The sequence below is a fragment of the Polynucleobacter sp. HIN7 genome (genome assembly GCF_030297595.1).
Taxonomy (GTDB): domain Bacteria; phylum Pseudomonadota; class Gammaproteobacteria; order Burkholderiales; family Burkholderiaceae; genus Polynucleobacter.
Map to the genome: position 1 here is coordinate 471,307 of NZ_AP028138.1, position 19,631 is coordinate 490,937.

The 19,631-nt window shown below is 48.2% G+C and carries 22 protein-coding genes; 11 read left to right on the forward strand and 11 right to left on the reverse strand.

Annotation, left to right across the window (positions count from 1 at the left end):
- Nucleotides 1-573 (forward strand): oligoribonuclease, encoded by a 573-nt coding sequence (orn, locus tag QUE64_RS02445; RefSeq protein WP_286225769.1) that lies wholly within the window; start codon nt 1-3, stop codon nt 571-573.
- On the opposite strand, the gene mog is transcribed toward orn, so the two are convergent.
- Nucleotides 574-1,191: a molybdopterin adenylyltransferase gene (gene mog, locus QUE64_RS02450; protein ID WP_286225770.1), complete on the reverse strand. Its 618-nt coding sequence runs from the start codon at nt 1,189-1,191 to the stop codon at nt 574-576. It abuts the gene before it with no gap.
- 26 nt (nt 1,192-1,217) lie between these two features.
- Here mog and pmbA point away from each other — a divergent pair, with 26 nt between their 5' ends.
- Nucleotides 1,218-2,564, forward strand: a complete 1,347-nt coding sequence (gene pmbA, locus QUE64_RS02455) for a metalloprotease PmbA (RefSeq protein ID WP_286225771.1) — start codon at nt 1,218-1,220, stop codon at nt 2,562-2,564.
- Here the strand turns inward: pmbA and QUE64_RS02460 are convergent, their stop codons facing one another.
- The 3 genes from QUE64_RS02460 to fdxA are packed head-to-tail and all read right to left on the reverse strand — an operon-like array spanning nt 2,565 to nt 4,210.
- Nucleotides 2,565-3,056 carry a dihydrofolate reductase gene (locus QUE64_RS02460; RefSeq protein WP_286225772.1) on the reverse strand — a complete coding sequence of 164 codons (492 nt, stop codon included), beginning with the start codon at nt 3,054-3,056 and terminating at the stop codon, nt 2,565-2,567.
- Nucleotides 3,057-3,064: 8 nt separating this feature from the next.
- Nucleotides 3,065-3,859 (reverse strand): thymidylate synthase, encoded by a 795-nt coding sequence (locus QUE64_RS02465; RefSeq protein ID WP_286225773.1) that lies wholly within the window; start codon nt 3,857-3,859, stop codon nt 3,065-3,067.
- A 27-nt stretch (nt 3,860-3,886) separates the two neighbouring features.
- Nucleotides 3,887-4,210, reverse strand: coding sequence for a ferredoxin FdxA (gene fdxA / locus QUE64_RS02470; protein WP_286226150.1), 324 nt, complete (start codon nt 4,208-4,210; stop codon nt 3,887-3,889).
- Between the two features lie 113 nt (nt 4,211-4,323).
- Between fdxA and QUE64_RS02475 the strand changes: the two genes are divergently transcribed.
- Nucleotides 4,324-5,310, forward strand: coding sequence for a 2-hydroxyacid dehydrogenase (locus tag QUE64_RS02475; protein ID WP_286225774.1), 987 nt, complete (start codon nt 4,324-4,326; stop codon nt 5,308-5,310).
- A 12-nt stretch (nt 5,311-5,322) separates the two neighbouring features.
- On the opposite strand, the gene QUE64_RS02480 is transcribed toward QUE64_RS02475, so the two are convergent.
- Genes QUE64_RS02480 through QUE64_RS02500 form a run of 5 tightly spaced genes read right to left on the reverse strand, consistent with a single transcriptional unit; the run spans nt 5,323 to nt 11,260 of the window.
- A complete protein-coding gene (locus QUE64_RS02480; RefSeq protein ID WP_108507984.1) occupies nt 5,323-5,622 on the reverse strand; it encodes a hypothetical protein in 300 nt (99 codons plus the stop codon).
- A gap of 12 nt (nt 5,623-5,634) precedes the next feature.
- On the reverse strand, nt 5,635-6,936 hold the full coding sequence (gene moeA / locus QUE64_RS02485; RefSeq protein WP_286225775.1) for a molybdopterin molybdotransferase MoeA: 1,302 nt from the start codon (nt 6,934-6,936) through the stop codon (nt 5,635-5,637).
- Nucleotides 6,937-6,940: 4 nt separating this feature from the next.
- The gene (gene mobA, locus QUE64_RS02490) at nt 6,941-7,546 is read right to left on the reverse strand and encodes a molybdenum cofactor guanylyltransferase MobA (protein WP_286225776.1); all 606 of its coding nucleotides are present in this window, start codon (nt 7,544-7,546) and stop codon (nt 6,941-6,943) included.
- A 9-nt stretch (nt 7,547-7,555) separates the two neighbouring features.
- Nucleotides 7,556-8,671 carry a GTP 3',8-cyclase MoaA gene (moaA, locus tag QUE64_RS02495; protein WP_286225777.1) on the reverse strand — a complete coding sequence of 372 codons (1,116 nt, stop codon included), beginning with the start codon at nt 8,669-8,671 and terminating at the stop codon, nt 7,556-7,558.
- Nucleotides 8,672-8,695: 24 nt separating this feature from the next.
- Nucleotides 8,696-11,260: an Rne/Rng family ribonuclease gene (locus QUE64_RS02500; RefSeq protein WP_286225778.1), complete on the reverse strand. Its 2,565-nt coding sequence runs from the start codon at nt 11,258-11,260 to the stop codon at nt 8,696-8,698.
- A 388-nt stretch (nt 11,261-11,648) separates the two neighbouring features.
- Here QUE64_RS02500 and QUE64_RS02505 point away from each other — a divergent pair, with 388 nt between their 5' ends.
- From QUE64_RS02505 to QUE64_RS02515, 3 genes are read left to right on the forward strand one after another with little or no spacing between them, the layout of a single operon-like run.
- The gene (locus QUE64_RS02505; RefSeq protein WP_286225779.1) at nt 11,649-12,704 is read left to right on the forward strand and encodes an RluA family pseudouridine synthase; all 1,056 of its coding nucleotides are present in this window, start codon (nt 11,649-11,651) and stop codon (nt 12,702-12,704) included.
- Nucleotides 12,701-13,408, forward strand: coding sequence for an HAD-IA family hydrolase (locus QUE64_RS02510; protein ID WP_286224227.1), 708 nt, complete (start codon nt 12,701-12,703; stop codon nt 13,406-13,408). Before QUE64_RS02505 ends, QUE64_RS02510 begins: the two co-directional genes overlap by 4 nt.
- A 4-nt stretch (nt 13,409-13,412) precedes the next feature.
- On the forward strand, nt 13,413-14,372 hold the full coding sequence (locus tag QUE64_RS02515) for a S49 family peptidase (RefSeq protein ID WP_286225780.1): 960 nt from the start codon (nt 13,413-13,415) through the stop codon (nt 14,370-14,372).
- Nucleotides 14,373-14,374: 2 nt separating this feature from the next.
- Here QUE64_RS02515 and QUE64_RS02520 read toward each other — a convergent pair whose 3' ends face one another.
- Together QUE64_RS02520 and QUE64_RS02525 are read right to left on the reverse strand one after the other, a co-directional pair.
- Complete coding sequence (locus tag QUE64_RS02520; RefSeq protein ID WP_286225781.1) at nt 14,375-15,139, reverse strand: SAM-dependent methyltransferase; 765 nt, start codon at nt 15,137-15,139, stop codon at nt 14,375-14,377.
- 1 nt (nt 15,140) lies between these two features.
- Entirely contained in the window at nt 15,141-15,740 is a 600-nt protein-coding gene (locus QUE64_RS02525) for a Maf family nucleotide pyrophosphatase (protein WP_286225782.1), read from the reverse strand.
- 14 nt (nt 15,741-15,754) lie between these two features.
- On the opposite strand from QUE64_RS02525, the gene QUE64_RS02530 reads away from it, so the two are divergent.
- The 5 genes from QUE64_RS02530 (at nt 15,755) to fabD (ending at nt 19,618) form a co-directional block, all read left to right on the forward strand.
- Nucleotides 15,755-16,339: a YceD family protein gene (locus QUE64_RS02530; protein WP_286225783.1), complete on the forward strand. Its 585-nt coding sequence runs from the start codon at nt 15,755-15,757 to the stop codon at nt 16,337-16,339.
- A 73-nt stretch (nt 16,340-16,412) separates the two neighbouring features.
- Complete coding sequence (rpmF, locus tag QUE64_RS02535; RefSeq protein WP_286225784.1) at nt 16,413-16,592, forward strand: 50S ribosomal protein L32; 180 nt, start codon at nt 16,413-16,415, stop codon at nt 16,590-16,592.
- A gap of 72 nt (nt 16,593-16,664) precedes the next feature.
- Nucleotides 16,665-17,675 carry a phosphate acyltransferase PlsX gene (gene plsX, locus QUE64_RS02540; protein ID WP_286225785.1) on the forward strand — a complete coding sequence of 337 codons (1,011 nt, stop codon included), beginning with the start codon at nt 16,665-16,667 and terminating at the stop codon, nt 17,673-17,675.
- A gap of 2 nt (nt 17,676-17,677) precedes the next feature.
- Nucleotides 17,678-18,664, forward strand: coding sequence for a beta-ketoacyl-ACP synthase III (locus tag QUE64_RS02545; RefSeq protein ID WP_286225786.1), 987 nt, complete (start codon nt 17,678-17,680; stop codon nt 18,662-18,664).
- 15 nt (nt 18,665-18,679) lie between these two features.
- Nucleotides 18,680-19,618, forward strand: coding sequence for an ACP S-malonyltransferase (gene fabD / locus QUE64_RS02550; RefSeq protein ID WP_286225787.1), 939 nt, complete (start codon nt 18,680-18,682; stop codon nt 19,616-19,618).
- Nucleotides 19,619-19,631 lie beyond the last annotated feature (13 nt).

A 19,631-nucleotide genomic window follows, 5' to 3' on the forward strand; every position in this document is an offset into this window, starting at 1 on the left:
ATGAAGCACACCCCCAACGGGAATGATCCTTTGATTTGGGTCGACATGGAAATGTCCGGCCTAAAGCCCGACAGCGACCGAATCTTGGAAATCGCTATGATCATCACCGATGCTCACTTAAACGTAATAGCCACAGCGCCGGTATGGGTTGTTCACCAAACGGACGAGGTCCTAAATGGCATGGATGCTTGGAACAAAGGAACCCACAGCAAGTCGGGTCTAGTGGATAAAGTGAAGGCTTCCTTGATAAGTGAGTCGGAGGTTGAGCAGCAGTGCATCACCTTTTTAAAGCAATATGTAAAAGCGAATACTGCGCCAATGTGCGGTAACTCCATTTGCCAGGATCGACGCTTTATGGCTCGGTATATGCCTAAGCTTGAAGCCTATTTCCATTATCGAAATGTTGATGTTTCAACCGTTAAAGAATTGTCAAAACGTTGGCAGCCCAATTTGGTAAAGGGCTTTGAAAAGCAGCAGGCCCATACGGCATTAGCCGATATTATGGAATCGATCGAGGAGCTAAAGTACTACCGAGAGCACTTCTTTCGGCTACCCACGCCAACTAGCGATTAATTACTTCTTTTTCTTGGGCCTAAAGGCTTTGACAATGGCCTCATCGGTTTCAATGATCGGCCCACCCATGAGCTCAATGCAATAGGGTATGGCTGCAAAAATCCCATGAACTAAGACTTTGCCCTCAGAGTCCTTTAAGCCTTCCAAGGTCTCTTGAATGGATTTAGGCTGGCCCGGAAGATTGAGAATCAGGGCGCTATGACCTTCAATTTCTCGCAGAACAGCCACCTGCCTTGACAAAATTGCGGTGGGTACAAAATGCAAACTAATTTGACGCATTTGTTCACCAAACCCCGGCATTTCGCGAGTCCCCACTTCTAGAGTTGCCTCTGGGGTGACATCCCGACGTGCGGGGCCGGTGCCGCCGGTGGTCAAGACTAGATCGCAGCCCATTTCATCAACGAGCTCAATTAAAGTTGAGGAGATATGTTCTATCTCATCGGGGATTAAGCGCTCATGGAAAACAAGGGGTGTGGTGATGACGCGCGATAGCCAATTTCGTAGGCTAGGAATGCCTTCGTCGACATAAATACCCTGACTGGCTCGATCTGAAATTGAGACCAATCCAATTTTGGCTTCATTAGGAAAACTGCGTTCAAAGGGGCTTGGCTGCTTCATGGTTCTATTCTAGCTATCATTAGAGGATGTTTGCATATTCACAAGATCAGTTCAGAATCATTATTGACTTTATTTTGGCAGAAGCCAAGCGAGTTGGAGCCACAGATGCCGCCGCTGAAATTTCAGAGGGCCATGGCTTATCCGTCACGGTTCGTAAAGGTGCGGTAGAGACGATTGAGCAGAGTGTTGATAAGCAAGTCGGGGTTAGTATTTATTTGGGTCAGCGCCGAGGCAATGCCAGCACCAGCGACTTCTCACCCGGGTCATTACGAACCACGGTGCAAGCCGCTTTCCATATTGCTAAACACACTGCAGAAGATGATTGCGCTGGATTGGCCGACCCAGATCTGCTAGAGCACCACCCATTGGATTTGGATTTATTTCATCCATGGGAAATTGACAGTAAAAAAGCGATCACAATTGCACGGCAGGCAGAGAAAGCGGCTTTTGCGGTCGATCGAGCCATTGTTAATAGCGATGGAGCTTCGGTATCTGCGCATCAAGCGCACTTTATGTTGGGGACCAGTAACGGATTTATCGGCGGTTATCCATACTCAAGACACTTTATTTCATGTGCTCCGATTGCGAATGCAACGGGGAAGACCAGTTCGATGCAGCGCGATGATTGGTACAGTACCTCTCGGGTACCCACCGAACTTGCTAAACCAAGCTTGATTGGTCGATATGCGGCCCAACGCGCTCTATCTCGTTTAAATGCGAAGTCATTAAGTACGCGTCGTTGCCCAGTCATTTTTGAGGCTCCCATTGCGGTTGGACTGATCGGATCTTTAGTTCAAGCAACTTCAGGGGCCGCACTTTACCGACGCTCTAGTTTTTTACTAGACAGTCTTGGTAAACCTGTGATGCCAAGCCATCTTGATTTATTTGAATTACCGCATCTAAAACGACAGACCGGTAGCGCTCCTTTTGATGAAGAAGGGGTTCGTACCCAAGCGCGCTCAGTCGTTGCTAAGGGAGAGCTGCAAGGATATTTTTTATCCAGTTATTCAGCTCGTAAGTTAGGAATGCAAACCACCGGCAATGCCGGTGGTGCTCATCACTTGAAATTGCACAGTCAAAATACCCCGTCCGGAGGTTTACCTGGTTTACTCAAAGAAATGGGTACCGGTCTGCTGGTGACAGAACTTATGGGTCAGGGCGTGAATTACGTGACCGGGGATTACTCACGTGGTGCATTTGGTTACTGGGTAGAGAATGGAGAGATTCAGCATCCGGTTGAAGAGATTACGATTGCGGGTAATCTCAAAGAGATGTTGATGGATATTGCCGCGGTGGCAGACGACACCATTATTCGTGGCACCAAAGAAACGGGCTCTATTTTGATCGGTTCGATGACGATCGGTGGTAAATAGTTAGTGACGAACTCGATTTAGGGTCACATAACTAAACTGAATATCACCTTCGCTTGCCGCAAGCTGCTCCATAATTTGCCAATTCTGCGGATCGGGGATCTCAAAAAAGGTATCGCCCTCAACCTCCAGCTCAATCTCGGTAACGAAGAGCTGATCTGCTAACGGAAAGGCTTGATTGAATAATTGTTGACCACCAATCACAAACACTCGCTCAAACTCGCGCAATGACTGCAAGGCCTCTTCAAGCGACGAAACAAGCTCAGCCCCATTTGCCTGATAGGCAGAATTACGACTAACCACGATATTGCGTCTTCCAGGTAAAGGTCTACCAATCGATTCCCAGGTCTTACGCCCCATAATAATTGGGTAACCCATGGTTACTTTCTTAAAAAATTGCAAATCAGCCGAGATCTTCCACGGCATTTGATTATCTTTGCCGATCACATGATTGCGTGAGCGAGCAACGATCATGGAAATAGCAGGTTTTGTCATCAATTGATTTAGACCGCAACCGGCGCTTTAATATGGGGGTGAGACTCATAACCCACGATTTCAAAGTCTTCAAACTGATAATCAAAGATCGACTCAGGTTTGCGATGAATCTTAAGGCTCGGCAATGGATAGGGCGTGCGTGATAGCTGAAGCTTCACCTGTTCCAGGTGGTTGCTGTACAAATGACAATCTCCGCCGGTCCAGATAAACTCACCAGGCTGTAAATTACATTGCTCTGCAACCATATGTGTTAGCAATGCGTAGCTGGCAATATTAAAAGGCACGCCCAGAAAAATATCGGCACTACGCTGATAGAGTTGGCACGAGAGTTTTCCATTGGCGACATAAAACTGAAAGAAGGCGTGACAGGGCGCCAAGGCCATTTTGGGAATATCAGCAACATTCCAAGCGGAGACAATAATCCGGCGGGAATCCGGATTGGTTTTAATTGTATGAATAATCTCTTTAATTTGATCGATGTGCTCGCCATTGGGTGTTGGCCAGGAGCGCCATTGGTAGCCATAAACCGGTCCAAGATCCCCATTGGGAGCGGCCCACTCGTCCCAAATGGATACGCCACGCTCTTTGAGCCATTGATTATTCGTATTACCACTCAGAAACCATAAAAGCTCATAAATGATGGATTTCAGGTGAAGCTTTTTCGTGGTAACCAGTGGAAAGCCTTCTGCGAGGTTAAAGCGCATCTGATAGCCAAAAACCGATAAAGTTCCAGTTCCGGTACGATCCGATTTTTCAGTACCATGTTCTAGAACATGGTGCATGAGTTCGTGAAATTGGCGCATGCGAAATTAAGTCAGTGCAGTTTGATATTACTTCTCGAGATGCTCAAGCTTACTTTTGACATCTTTCCAATCATCCGCATCGGCGAGAGGCGACTTGGATTTTGTAATGCTAGGCCATTGCTTCGCAAGCTCAAGATTGATTGCAATAAAGTTTTGCTGATCACCTGGCACATCATCTTCTGCATAAATCGCATTGACAGGACACTCTGGTACGCATACCGCACAATCAATGCATTCATCCGGATCAATTGCTAAGAAGTTCGGACCCTCACGAAAACAGTCAACAGGGCATACATCAACGCAATCGGTGTATTTACAACGAATACAGGATTCAGTGACAACGTAGGTCATAGCTCGCTCTGAAGAATAAATACCATCAAAAACACGAAAATAATCAATCACTGGATTTTATCCCAAATGGTGTAAAGTCTTGATTCCATCGATATCACACCCCATACAGAGCCATGACAACCAAACCAACAATCCTCGTTGCCCGCGCCATTTTTCCAGATGATTTAGTAAAGCTACAGGATCGTTATGAGGTGATATCTAACCGGGCTGATCAGGTGTTTACCCCGGATGAATTGCGTAACCATTTAGCGAATGTAGATGGGGCATTAGTGACTGGCAGTGAGCGAATCGATCAAAGCGCCTTGGCCGATGCAAAGCGCCTGAAAATCGTAGCCAATATTTCGGTTGGCTATAACAATTTTGATGTACCAGCGATGACTGCAGCCAAAGTCATGGCAACAAATACTCCGGATGTATTGACTGATACAACCGCTGATTTTGGCTTTGCGCTGCTAATGGCTACTGCCCGTCGGATCACAGAATCTGAGCATTGGATCCGAAATGGCCAATGGGATAAATGGTCTATCGTGCACAATCCCTTGGGCATGGATTTGCACCACAGCACCTTGGGTATTATTGGTATGGGTCGAATTGGGCAGGGTATTGCTAAGCGTGCCTTAGGTTTTGGGATGAAAGTGGTTTATCACAACCGTAAACGCTTAAGCGAGGCGGATGAAAAAGCGTGTGGTGCTCGATATCTTGATAAAGAAACCCTACTTCGCGAAGCTGACCATGTGATCTTGGTGGTGCCATACTCTGCAGAGAGCCATCATCTAATCGGCGCCAAAGAAATTGCGCTAATGAAACCGACTGCTACGCTAGTTAACATTGCCCGTGGTGGTATTGTGGATGATGCAGCTTTGGCGGCTGCATTAAAAGCAAAAACAATCTTTGCCGCTGGTCTTGATGTTTTTGAGGGAGAACCGAAAGTTCATCCGGAGTTGCTCAAGTTAAGTAATGTGGTACTGGCGCCCCATATTGCCAGTGCGACTGAAAAAACTCGACGTGCCATGATTGCGTTAGCGGCTGAAAACCTTAGCGCAGCTCTCGAGGGAAAACGTCCGCCGAGTTTGATCAATACCGAATTGTGGCAAGCCTAATTCAGTTAGTCCTTATTGCTGAATATCGTCGGTCTCTTCGGTGAGTTCTTTGAGCGCAAGCTCAATGCCGCCAAACTTTTCCGCAACCCAGTTATAGACCTTACAGGCGATCCATAAGAGACCAAAGCCCAAAATCGCATTTAGGACCAGGGCGGAAATCACCGTAAAACCGGGAATCGACCCATCTCGAATAAAGGCGACAAAGAGTGCCAATAAAACGATGGGGACCGAAAAGCATAAGTAAACCAAAACCAAGGTTTTGGCGGTATGCATGGGATCTAAAAACACAATCTCTTTTTTAGTAAATTTCATGATCCCGCCATCTTAAAGCAGTCCATCAAAAATCTCTACATCCACCCAATCGCCAGGCGCAATATTTCCCTGATCATGGTGAAGAATGATGAAGCAATTCGCTTCACTCATGGAGCGCAAAATCCCAGCGCCTTGGCTACCCGTTGCTTTAACGGCCCATTGACCCCGGCCATCCTGAAATAGAATCCCCCGTTGAAACTCGGTACGACCAGATTTCTTTCGAATTCCCACAGCAGATCGAACTGGAATCAAAGGGATCTCAACCCGTTTGGCACCATTTAGTTGTAACAGCGCATTGCGGACAAATTGATAGAAGGTCACCATCACCGCCACGGGGTTACCGGGTAAGCCAAAAAATACGGTTGGGCTAGGCTTGCTCGAACCTGGCTTTAGGCTGCCGAATGCCATGGGTCGACCAGGGCGCATGGCAATTTTCCAAAATCCAACCTCGCCCAACTCCTCCATCATTTGCTTAGTGAAATCCGCCTCCCCAACCGAGACCCCACCTGAGGAGATGATGACGTCGGCCGTTTGAGCTGCGGCAATGAAAGCCCTGCGAAGATCGTCGGGGTTATCTCGCACGATCCCACAATCAATCACCTCCATACCCAGTCGCTCAAGACAGGCGCGCAGACTATAGCGATTGCTGTCAAAAATCCTACCAGGTGCTAAAGACTCATGGATATCGCAGAGCTCATTGCCAGAAGAGAGGATTGCCACCTTGGTCCGCTGATAGACTTCAAGCTGATGAATGCCCAAGGATGCCGCAAGACCTAGGTCAGCAGGGCGCAAAATTCGGCCCTGCAAAATGGCTGCTTTGCCCGACTGCAAATCTTCGCCCCGTAAGCGACGATTCTCGCCAGCACGAACGATGTCACTGGAAAAGCTCACCAGACCATTGCTAAGAGTCTTGGTAAATTCCTGGGGGACTACCGTGTCGCATGTTGTGGGCATCAAGGCACCCGTCATGATTTTGATGCATTGCCCAGATTTAACGGTAGGCATTTCAGTTTGCCCAGCATGCAGTGTTCCAATGATAGTTAATTCAAGATTTTGGCGATCATCAGATAGTTCACTGCTATTGAACGCATACCCATCCATGGCAGAGTTATCATGGGAAGGAACATTGATCGGGGATAAAAGATCGCCCGCCAAGATGCGACCAAGGCATTGATGGAGGGGCAAGGTCTCTTTTCTGAGATGCATTGCCGACAATTCGTAACTTGATCTAATTAAGTCAGCAATAGCTTGCCGTGCATCCGTTACAGACAAAAAATCCGATTGGAACTCTTGATTTGCTTTATTGGTTTCCATATCTTTAGTTGGTAAATTTTTCTAATTGAGCTAGCTCTTCCGGAGTATTGGCATTGGCAAATGCAGATTCATTTGCAAAAATAGCTGTGCATGCAGCTTGAGATGTAAACCAGCGATCAATCTTGCGTTGTCCATTAGCCAAAAACTCTTCTAAGGACTGAAGTACTTCTCGTTTCATTAGACAAAAGACTGGCTGTGCCCAAATTTTCCCTTCAGAATCTTGACTTGACGCATAGGCAATATTCGCATCTTGTTTTTCTAGTCGATTGGCAAGCGCCATCACTAAATCTGTTGGAAAAAGTGGAGAATCGCAGGGAGCAGTCACCAGATACGGTGTTTTACAAGTCTTCAGGCCAGCTAGATAGCCCGCTAAGGGACCAGCAAAATCCTGATTCTCGTCAGTCACAACAGGGTAACCATATTGGGAATAGATATCCTGATTACGGTTGGCGTTAATAAATAAATCCGAGACTTGTGGTGCCAGGCGATGAATGGCATGTTCGATTAAAGGCTTGCCTTGAAACCGCACTAAGCCCTTATCGATACCGCCCATGCGCTGCGCTCGACCGCCAGCAAGTAATAGTCCGGTAATTTCAGAACGCGCAATCATCGGCAGGTCCTAGCCACCAATATAGGACATTTCAACTTTACCTTGCATGCGTTCTAAATCCTTGGTGTGAAGGTGTCTGATCTCGGAGTAGCGATCATCGCGATTTGACCATGTTTGCATAACAGCGTTTGCAATTTCAAGATCAGAACGACCAGATCGAATGAGAGTTTTAAAATCAAATCCTTCGGTAGCAAATAAACATAAAAATAGTTGACCATCTGTGGATAGCCGGGCACGGGAGCATTCATGACAAAACGCTTGGGTCACGCTGGAGATCACGCCAATTTCGCCAGCTCCATCCTGATACCGCCAGCGTTGAGCGACTTCGCCGGCGTAATTGGGATCGACTTGCTCAAGAGGGAAGTGCTCAGAAATCTTGGCAATCACTTCGGCAGATGGCAACACTTGATTAAGATTCCAGCCATTTGAAGAGCCAACATCCATAAATTCAATAAAGCGTAGGGTGATGCCGCGATTACGAAAATACTTCGCCATTGGTAGGATCTCGTGGTCGTTCACCCCTTTCTTAACCACCATATTGACTTTGATGCCTTCGAAGCCCGCCTTTTGTGCTGCCTCAATTCCTTTGAGCACATCGCTGACTGGATAGTCGACGTCATTCATCGCCTTGAAGACTGAATCATCGAGCGCATCCAGACTGACCGTGAGTCGTTGCAAGCCTGCTTCTTTTAGGAGCGTTGATTTTTTGCTCAATAGACTGCCATTGGTTGTAAGTGTTAGGTCTAATTCCTGATCCTTGGGTGTCCGAAGCTTAGCAAGCATAGAAATTAAGGTTTCGAGATCTTTACGAAGCAAGGGCTCACCACCAGTTAAGCGAATTTTTTCAACCCCAAGAGAAACAAAAATCGTGGCTAAGCGATGAATCTCTTCAAAACTTAATAATTCGGATTGTGCGAGATATGGATAGTCTTGGTTAAATACCTCTTTGGGCATGCAATAGGTGCACCGAAAATTACACCGATCGGTAACCGAGATGCGTAAATCACGCAATGGCCGCTGTCGACGATCAAGGGTGTGACCATGAGTCTCGTTGAGTGTATTTGGGATCAATGGCAAAGGACCCCTGGGGGTCTCTTTGCGTATCGGTATGACGGGCTTCACCATAATTCACATTATGGCCTTAAACGACTAAATCGTTTTATCGATGGTTTTTTCTTGGCCACCTGTTTCGACCAGCACCATCGGGCCTATTGGGAGGCTTGCAGGCGCTTTAGGCACTCGCGGAACGCGGGGCACCGGGATTTCTGCCTGAATCTGGGTTTGAACTTCTGCCAATTTCGATTGATCTGTTCCCACCCAAACCATTCCCGCTCCTTGCACGACATCCTTTAATGGTTCTTCAGCTAAGGCTGTGAATGCTACTTTGGGTAGTTCAGGTAGAGGTGCTGTAGTAGCCACTCCTAGACTCATCGCGGGCACATTCATCGGTTCAGTCACGATTGGGCTTGCTTCCTCACGTCGCTCCCGACGCTGATTCGGACGTCGTCCTCCGGTGGACTCTCGGAAAGTGCTCACAATTCGAGTCAGCGGCACCGATGCCGAGCGACCACCAAGCCCCATCGGAAAGCCTGGATTGGATTCTGAATTGATTGCTGAGTTACCACTCTCGTTGCGCTCAGCTCGATCGCCACGGTTACGGCCACGACCTCGACGGTTACGACCTCGGCGGCGTTCGTCTCCAGCGCTTTCAGACTCATCGGTGGCACCAACCACTTGCGGTGCTGGATTAGCAGTTTCTAGCTTCTCTTGGGTATTTTGTCGTTCACTGCGGTTACGGCCACGACCTTCTGAACGCGATGGGCGATTTGCTGCAGCTTCGGTTGGCTCAGAAGTTTTCTCCATGCGATCAGATGAATCGGTACGCTGATTTTTTTCATTGCGATTGCGACCCCTGTTGCGGTTGCGATCACCATTACGGCCACGATTTTCAGAGCGCAGATTTGGTTTTGTCTCTGGGGCTGCCGTTGGAGCACTTGAGGAAAATAGTTTTTTGATAAACCCGAGGAAACCACCTGACTCTGGAGTCGAGGAACTGGGTTTGGAATCTCGAATCGGACGCGGTGATGCGACAGGTGCCGGTTGACTTGGGGTAATCCCTTTCACTGCGGCCTCAGGGCGAGCTCGCACTTCGTCGTTTTTGCGACCAATGACTGCATCGGTTTCAAGCTCGCGCGCGGCTTCTTCCACCATGACGTAGCTCAGTTTTTGCTCATCTAAGCGAGGGTCATCATGACGCAGACGTTCTAATTTGTAATGAGGGGTCTCCAGATGCTTATTCGGGATCATCAAAATATGCACCTTAAAGCGCGTCTCAATCTTGATCACTTCAGCACGCTTTTCATTGAGCAAGAATGCAACCACCTCTACTGGTACCTGGCAGTGGATTGCAGCCGTATTCTCTTTCATGGCCTCCTCCTGAATAATTCTCAGGACTTGTAATGCAGAGGATTCGGTATCACGAATATGACCGGTTCCATTGCATCGTGGGCAGGTAACGTGACTACCTTCTGATAGAGCAGGGCGCAAACGCTGACGCGAGAGCTCCATCAAACCAAACTTTGAAATCTTGCCCATTTGGACCCGTGCGCGATCATGGCGCAAGGCATCGCGCAGACGATTTTCAACGTCCCGCTGACTCTTCGAGGACTCCATGTCAATGAAGTCAATCACGATTAGACCGCCAAGATCACGCAGGCGCATTTGCCGTGCAATTTCATCGGCCGCCTCGAGATTGGTTCGGGTTGCCGTCTCTTCAATATCCGACCCACGCGTTGCGCGTGCGGAGTTCACATCGACCGATACCAAGGCCTCCGTGTGATCGATGACGATCGCGCCGCCAGAAGGTAGGGGAACGGTTCTGGAATAGGCGGTTTCAATTTGATGCTCAATTTGGAATCGCGAAAAGAGGGGGACGTCATCTTGATAACGCTTCACCCGAGGCAAGTTATCCGGCATCACCACTGACATAAATGCCTGAGCTTGCTCATATATATCATCGGTATCAATCAAAATCTCACCAATGTCGGGCTGGAAATAATCGCGAATGGCACGAATCACAAGACTCGACTCTAAGTAAATAAGTAAGGGTGCTGAGTTTGCTTTGGCTGCCTCATCAATGGCTTTCCATAATTGCATGAGGTAATTAAGGTCCCACTGCAACTCGGTGGCATCCCGACCGATTCCTGCCGTTCTAGCAATGATGCTCATTCCGTCGGGTACCTCAAGTTGCGCCATGGCTTCGCGTAACTCTTGCCGATCCTCACCTTCAATGCGGCGCGATACACCACCTCCACGCGGATTGTTTGGCATTAATACTAGATAGCGACCTGCTAGGGAGATAAAGGAGGTCAGGGCAGCGCCTTTTTGACCGCGCTCTTCTTTTTCAACCTGAACAATGATTTCTTGACCTTCTCTCAGTGCATCCTTGATCGACGCATTGCGGACATCAATACCATCCTTGAAGTAGGTTCTTGCAACTTCCTTAAAAGGTAAAAAACCGTGCCGCTCCTCGCCATAGTTGACGAAGCAGGCCTCTAAAGACGGCTCAATACGGGTGATGACCCCTTTATAAATATTGCCTTTGCGTTGTTCGCGGCCGGCAGTTTCAATATCGATATCGATTAGTTTTTGACCATCAACGATGGCAACCCGCAACTCTTCCTGTTGCGTTGCATTGAATAACATGCGCTTCATAACACTCTCCTAAATGGGAGGCGGACTTGAGCGACACGAAGTGGATGACAAATATGCTCTGAGGAAAATCCCCAGAGTACTGGGGTGAGACAAACAAAGTTCCTAAACAGGAAAAATACCAATCAAATTGGTTTGGGTCTCACATGAACGCTCGCCACAGAGATGTCCTTTAGTTCTCAATGTAGGCGCTCGTTTTAAAAACGGTCATCTGCTTTCGGGGGTCGCGGCAAATATCACGCCAACCCTTGCGCCTCATTAAAACGGGAGAGGGGCAACCCCGGGAGTCTATTCATGGGCGACTCCAAGCTCCGGAATTCAAATTCTTAGTCATCAATGACTCAGAGCCTTGATTATAGGACACAAAACGGTCGACAATGGGAATATTCCAATGAATAAATCGCCAAAGCCCCCCTCAAAACCACGTATTTCAAGCAAGGATGCCCCTAAAACTAAGGTTTTGGCAGCTGTTTTGGAAACCGTGGGACCGGATTTTGCAGGTCAGCGACTGGATAATTATTTATTAAGGTGGGCTAAAGGAGTTCCAAAAAGCCATATTTACCGAATTATTCGCTCAGGCGAGGTGCGGATTAACAAAAAAAGGGCGTTGCCAAGCTCTCGTCTGGTTGAGGGCGATGTGGTTCGCTTGCCCCCCACCCGATTGGCTGAACCTAAGAAATTGGATCAAGTCATCTCGGAAGCACAGGCTAAAACCCTGGCAACAGATATCCCCATTTTGTTTGAGGATGAATATTTATTGGTGATTGATAAACCCTCTGGGCTGGCGGTCCACGGAGGTTCGGGTGTTCAGTTAGGGGCTATCGAGTTATTTCGTAAGGCAAGGCCAGAGAATTCATTTTTGGAGCTGGTCCATCGCTTAGACCGAGATACTTCGGGAATCCTGATCATGGCAAAGAAGCGCAGCGCGCTTCTGGAAATGCATCGGCAGATTCGGGAGGGTTTAACTGATAAGCGTTATCGTTTAATCGCCCATGGAGCAATGGATGCAATCAGTGGCACGAAGCAACTAAAGTTTCCTCTGTTGAAATATTTGCTAGAGAACGGTGAGCGTCGGGTTCGGGTGGACCCAAAAGGACAAGAAAGTCACACCAACATTCGGGTTACTGAGCTCTTTCAACGAGATGGCGCGAGTTTTACATTAGTTGAAGCACAGTTAAAAACTGGGAGAACGCATCAAATTCGGGTGCATTTGCAAAAAATTGGGCACCCAATCTTGGGAGATGATAAGTATGGATTGGAAGCCGGAGATAAGGAGTTGAAAGTTAAGCAACTTTTTCTCCATGCGCATCTTGCGGTCTTTTCGCATCCTAAAACTTTGGAGAAAATGCGTATTGAAGCCGATCTGCCAAAACGGTTTCATGATTTTCTCGCACAAAGGGACAGTCGTTTTTTGGCTAAAACGCTACAACCGAAAGAGATCGATTGAAGACAAACGAACGTCGCTATGAGCTAATCGTGTGGGACTGGGATGGCACGATTATGGATTCCACGCCAACGATTGTTCAGTGCATTCAGCAAGCCTGCCGAGACCTCGATTTCCCGGTACCCGGGGACTCGATTGCGAGCTATGTAATTGGTTTGGGTATTCATGATTCACTAAGACGTGTCGTGCCGACTATCGACCCGAAGCATTTTCCAACGCTCGTTGATCGTTTTCGCTATCACTATTTAGCAAAGGATCATGAGTTGCATCTTTTTGGGGGCATGCGAGACTTGCTTGAGAGCTTAAAGACTCAGGGTTTTATGTTGGGAGTGGCAACCGGTAAGCCTAGGCGCGGGCTCGATCGATCCTTGCGTCATCATCAGTTAGAGCATCTATTTCATGACACACGAACTGCGGATGAGTCCTTTGCCAAACCCCACCCGGGTATGTTGATGGACTTATCGGATCGTCTTCAAGTTCCAGTTCGCAAGATGCTGATGATTGGCGATACGACGCACGATCTTCAGATGGCCCAAGCGGCTGGAGTGGATGCGATCGCAGTCACTTATGGCGCCCATCCGGCCGATGCCTTGCGGTCTGCAAATTCTTTGGCTTGCTTTGATAATGTAGAGACTTTGGGAAACTGGTTGATGCAGAATTTGCATCAACCATTCCAAGATCCTGCCGAATTCAGTAAAGCGAGCTAAGTGTATGAATCAAAACCCCGAGTCATCCAATTCCAATGCGCAGTGGGAGCGTAGCGCCCTCGAACATCTCTTGCTTGAGAACCTAAAAGAAAATCGCAAGGCAAGACGTTGGCGAGCTATTCTGCGTATCTTGACCTTGGTTGTGTTGGTGGGCCTAGTCACACAAATCTTTGACATTGGTTTACCCGGCGGCGGGGGTAGTGGCAAACATACCGCACTCGTTAGCATTGAGGGTGAGATCTCACCCAATTCGGTTGCAAATGCTTTGGATATAAATTCGGCATTAAGTGCCGCATTTGAAAGCAAAGAGGCTGCCGGGGTAGTACTCCGCATCAATAGTCCAGGCGGCTCTCCCGTGCAAGCCGGCATGATTAATGATGAGATTAAACGTTTACGCGGCTTGTATCCTGATAAACCCTTTTATGTCGTGGTCGAAGATGTTTGTGCTTCCGGTGGATACTATGTGGCGGTAGCTGGAGACAAGATTTTGGTGGATAAAGCCAGTATTGTTGGCTCGATTGGAGTCGTCATGGGTGGCTTTGGATTTACGGGGCTGATGGATAAGATGGGCATCTCGCGACGCTTGATTACAGCGGGGTCGGATAAGGGTATGCTCGACCCCTTCTCTAAAGAAAATCCCAAGCAAGTTGAGATGGTTAAAAAAATGCTTGATGAAATCCATCAGCAATTTATTACTGTCGTGAAAGAGGGTCGTGGCGAGCGCCTAAAGAATGATCCGGATATTTTTTCGGGTCGCGTCTGGAATGGCGAACAGGCAGTTCAGTTGGGATTGGTCGATGGTTATGGCACAGTTGATTCTGTCGCACGTGATCTTTTAAAAACCCCTGATGTGGTGGAGTACACCTTGAAAGAGAATTTTGCTGAGCGTGTCGCAAAGCGCTTTGGGGCAGAGACCGGCGCTGCGATTAGCAAGGCCTTAACGCGAAGCGCGGAGATGCGGTAAAACTAAGCCAGCATCAAAAAAATAGCAGGCTTATTTTTGATGAGATCGGAGAGTGCTTCAGGTTTGGTATAGCGCTTGCGCCAAGAATCAATTGGCCCTGTCCACACCCACTCACTACTCAGTGTTAAATCGATTGCTACACAGAGTCGCGTTTGGTGAGATAGTGAGTTCAAGCAGCTTTGCAGCATTGCGGTATTTCGATAGGGAGTTTCAATCCAAATTTGGGTCTCGCGGCGCTGCCTAGAGGCCCCCTCTAACTCCTTGAGTTTTTTTGAACGCTCTGCACCTTCGACAGGAAGATATCCATTGAATTGAAAAAACTGACCATTAAGACCGCTTGCCATCAGCCCAAGCAAGATCGAGCTGGGGCCGACTAAGGGCTTCACTTTGGCCCCCCACTGATGTGCGACTTGGACAATCTCTGCGCCAGGATCGGCAACCCCCGGAACACCTGCTTCTGATAAGAGGCCCACATCATGCCCCGCTTGAATGGGAGTAAGCAATTCCTCCGGTTTAAGACTTAAGGCATGTTTGCGGTCCGGGCCGCGCCACTCTTGTATCACCATCTCTTGTAATGAATGATGCAGTGGTTCGATTTCATGAACGGCATTTAAAAATGCACGACTTGTTTTGGCGTCTTCCACAATCCAATACTTGATCTTGGCAATTTGCCGAAGGTTCTCGGCTGGTATGACGTGATGGAGTTGCGCAGCTCGGTTTTCACTACCTAATGTATTGGGTACCAAATATAAGTTACCAATTTGCATGCTATTGAGAGTCTTGAGTCGCAGGCAGAGAAATTCCCGCTTCAAGAAATAGGCTTGTTAAGGCAATTAACGGTAAACCAATCAGCGCGGTTGGATCTTCGCTCTCAATTTTTTCGAGAAGAATAATTCCCATACCTTCTGATTTAGCGCTACCAGCGCAATCATAGGGTTTCTCAAGGCGGAGGTATTGATCCAGAACCTGCTCGGGTAGTTTACGAAATTGAACCGTGGTTGGGACATGGATTGTTTCGCAAAAATTCTGACCGATTAGGCAAAGCGATGTATGAAAAACAACAGCCTGACCTTGCATTTGTTTGAGTTGAGCTAAGGCGGCGGCGTGCGAACCTGGCTTGCCAATCATGTGACCATTTAAATCAGCGCTTTGATCGGAGCCAATCACCCACGCGTTCCGGTGCAAGGATGCGATCGCCTGTGCTTTTGCTTGCGCTAACCGAAGCGTGAGATTTTTTGGAGTCTCGCCGGGTAGAGGGGATTCATCTAGGTTGGGTGCAATCGCTACAAATGGCATCCCAAGTCGTTCAAGCAGCTGCTGTCGATAGGGTGAGCTTGAGGCAAGAATCAGGGTGGGGGCGGACGGCATGAATGAGTAACTGAATGATGTTTGATAATGTCAATAGTTTGAATGAATTGCAAAACGTCGATCGGATGACACAAAACTCGCCTTACCCAATTCAATCGTTAGAAATCAACCCCAGCTCCTTGCTTAGAGTTGATATGTTAGCGCCTGTCTCTTACCAAGGCGAGGGATTTATCCAGATTGCCGATTTTCCAAGACTTTTAGCCGAATCAGCCTCTGTGAGCCCAGGCGATGGATTTGATTGCCAAATTTTAGGTTGGCATCGTGATGGCCGGCCGTTCATGGAGGTAAAGATTCGAGGGCGGATAGCGATTGCCTGTCAACGGTGCTTAGACCCCATGGCATTAGAGTTGGAAATACAAAAGACCTACGTTTTTTTAAGAACGGAAGTAGAGGCAGATCAATTCCCCATGGATCGCGATGATGAGGAGGCAATGGTCGCCTCAACCCACTTTAATTTGCTCGAAGCGATCGAAGATGAGATTTTGCTAGCACTGCCTCACGCCCCCAAACACCCGGTCGGCCAGTGTCAATTGCGGCAAATCGGGGCTGACTTGGAAAAGCCTAATCCCTTTAAGGTACTGAAAAACCTCAAGAAATAGCCATTATTTTGTTGGCGAATGCGGGTTTTTACCACTTTCTATGCTAGAATTGCGCCTTGCTTAGGAGTTCATTATGGCCGTCCAACAAAATAAAAAATCCCCCTCAAAGCGTGGCATGCATCGCGCACACGACTTTTTGACTGCACCCGCAATCGCAGTAGAGTCCACTTCCGGTGAGGCCCACTTGCGCCACCACGTATCCCCTAATGGCTACTACCGTGGTCGTAAAGTCGTTAAAACTAAGAACGACTAATTCCTCATTGTTTGATCGAAGCGGCTCAGGCCGCTTTTTTCTTAAACAGAATCGACGTTTTATACATATTCAATGAGTATCACTCTGGCAGTTGATGCTATGGGCGGGGATTTTGGGGTAGAAGTGACTATCCCAGCCTGCTGTGATTTTCTGCAAGATCATCCTGATGCTAAGATTCTTGCAATTGGCAACGCCCAAGCGATTGAGCAGTCGGTTCGCAAATCTAATCCAAACTTACTAGATCGCTTCCAGATTCTCGGCGCCTCTGAAATTGTCTTGATGGACGATCCCATTGAAGTTGCTCTGCGTCGTAAGAAAGACTCATCTATGCGAGTCGCCATTGAGCAGGTGCGTGATGGCAAGGCAGATGCCGCCATTTCTGCGGGCAATACGGGTGCATTGATGGCAATCTCCCGCTATATCTTAAAAACCTTGGATGGGATTGATCGACCGGCAATTGCAACTGCGATACCGAATGAGTTGGGGAAAGGCACTACCGTGCTTGATCTGGGTGCAAATGCCGATTGTGAGCCAATTCACCTTTTACAATTTGCGCAAATGGCTGATGTGATGTTGCGCGTGGTCAATGGCAATCCAAAACCCTCGATCGGCCTTTTAAATATTGGCGAAGAAGTCATTAAGGGTAATGAGGTGGTTAAACAAACTGCGGAACTATTGCGCCAAAGCCAATTGCATTTTTATGGCAACGTCGAAGGCAACGATATCTTCAAGGGAACCACGGATATTGTGGTTTGCGATGGCTTCGTTGGTAATGTTGTTTTAAAAGCTAGCGAAGGCTTGGCGAAAATGATGAGCGGTATGATCCGTGAAGAATTTAATCGATCCATATTAACCAAATTAATGGGTCTTGCTGCTCTATTGCCGTTGAAAAGAGTACGTCAACGAGTCGATCATCGGCGCTACAACGGTGCAGTTTTATTGGGTCTCAAGGGTTGTGTGATCAAAAGCCATGGCTCTGCCGATCGTTTTGCCTTTAAGGTCTCGCTTGAGCGTGCATACGATGCCGCTAAGAATCGGATGGTTGAGAAAATTGCTGAGTCATTTACATTGAGGTCCGCATAAGTATGGGTCGATTTGCTCGAATTGCAGGAACCGGCAGTTACTTGCCCGCATTAAGGCTGAGTAACCAAGATTTGGTGGACCGTTTGGCCAAAGAGGGTGTTGAGACCAGTGATGATTGGATTAAAACTCGCAGCGGTATTTCATCTAGGCATTTTGCTGCGCCCGATGAGTTAACGAGCGATTTAGCGGTCAAGGCAGCACAGCGTGCAATGATGGAAGCGCAATGGAATGCCGATGATATTGAGTTAATCATCTTGGCGACCTCAACCCCCGATCATCTAGGCGGTTTTCCAAGCACGGCATGCGTGATTCAAGATAAATTAGGTCTAAGGAATGGTTGTGCTGCCTTTGATGTGCAGGCGGTATGCGCTGGATTCTCATATGCCCTGAGTACGGCGGATGCATTCATTCGTGCTGGTATGTATCAAAAGATTTTGGTCATTGGGGCTGAAGTATTCTCTCGAATCTTGGATTTCAAAGATCGCGGTACCTGCGTACTTTTTGGCGATGGAGCGGGTGCTGTTGCGCTCGAAGCCTCTGATCATGCCGGAATCTTAGCGAGCGCTTTGCATGCGGATGGCAGTCAACGTGACATTCTGTGCATCCCTGGACGAGCAACTTGCGGTGGGATTGAAGGCGCTCCCTTTTTGCGAATGGATGGCCAAGCCGTCTTTAAATTAGCCGTGAAGGTGTTAGAGCAGGTCGCCCACGAGGTTCTGCAAAAAGCCAATATGCAGCCTAAGCAAATTGACTGGCTTGTCCCTCACCAAGCTAATATTCGCATTATGGAAGGAACGGCCCGCAAAATGGGAATGTCCATGGATCGAGTGATTGTTACGGTGCATGAGCATGGTAATACTTCAGCAGCATCGATTCCCCTGGCGCTCGATCATGGCATTCGATCGGGTCAAATTAAGCGCGGTCAGCATATTTTGTTAGAAGGCGTTGGGGGCGGTTTTGCTTGGGGCGCGGTTGTATTGCGCTATTAATGAGAAAAAATTGATATGACATTTGCATTTGTATTTCCAGGTCAAGGCTCACAATCGGTGGGGATGCTTAATTCCCTGGCTTCGCGAACAGAAGTTCATGCCACCTTGCAAGAGGCATCCGATGCGCTGGGTGAGAACATTGGTAAGTTAATTGCTGAGGGGCCTGCCGAGGCATTGGCCCTAACCACCAACACTCAACCGGTGATGCTGACCGCTGGGGTCGCCTGCTATCGAGCTTGGTTGGCCTCTGGTGGACCCAAGCCCAGCGTAGTTGCGGGTCACAGCTTGGGTGAGTATTCAGCTTTGGTTGCTGCCGGAGTGATTCGTTTTAAAGATGCCTTACCTTTGGTGCGATTTCGTGCAGAGGCCATGCAATCTGCGGTGCCAGTTGGCACAGGTGGCATGGCAGCAATTTTGGGGCTTGATGATCAGAAAGTGATCGAAGTGTGTGCGCTCGCAAGTCGCGAGTGCGGCAAAGTCGTCGAGGCCGTTAATTTCAATGCCCCTGGCCAGATTGTGATTGCCGGTGCGACCGAGGCAGTTACTAAGGCATGTGAGCTACTTAAAGCAGCTGGTGCCAAGCGTGCTCTACCCCTCCCAGTCTCTGCTCCATTCCATTCCTCGCTTTTGCAACCTGCATCCGAAAAGCTGAAGACTTATTTAGAGGGCATTGAATTTCATGCGCCTTGTGTGCCAGTGATTAATAATGTGGACGTATCCATTCTGGAGAGTCCAGAGCAAATTAAAGATGCCTTAGTTCGTCAAGCGGCTAAGCCGGTGCGTTGGCAAGAGACCATCCGCGCCATGGCTGATCGTGGAGTTACTCAGGTTGTCGAGTGCGGTCCCGGTAAAGTACTAGCTGGACTAACAAAACGAATTGATGATCGACTTCAAGGCATGGCGATTACCGACGAATCAAGCTTGATGGACGCATTGCAACAGTTAAAAACCTAATTTGTGAAATTCT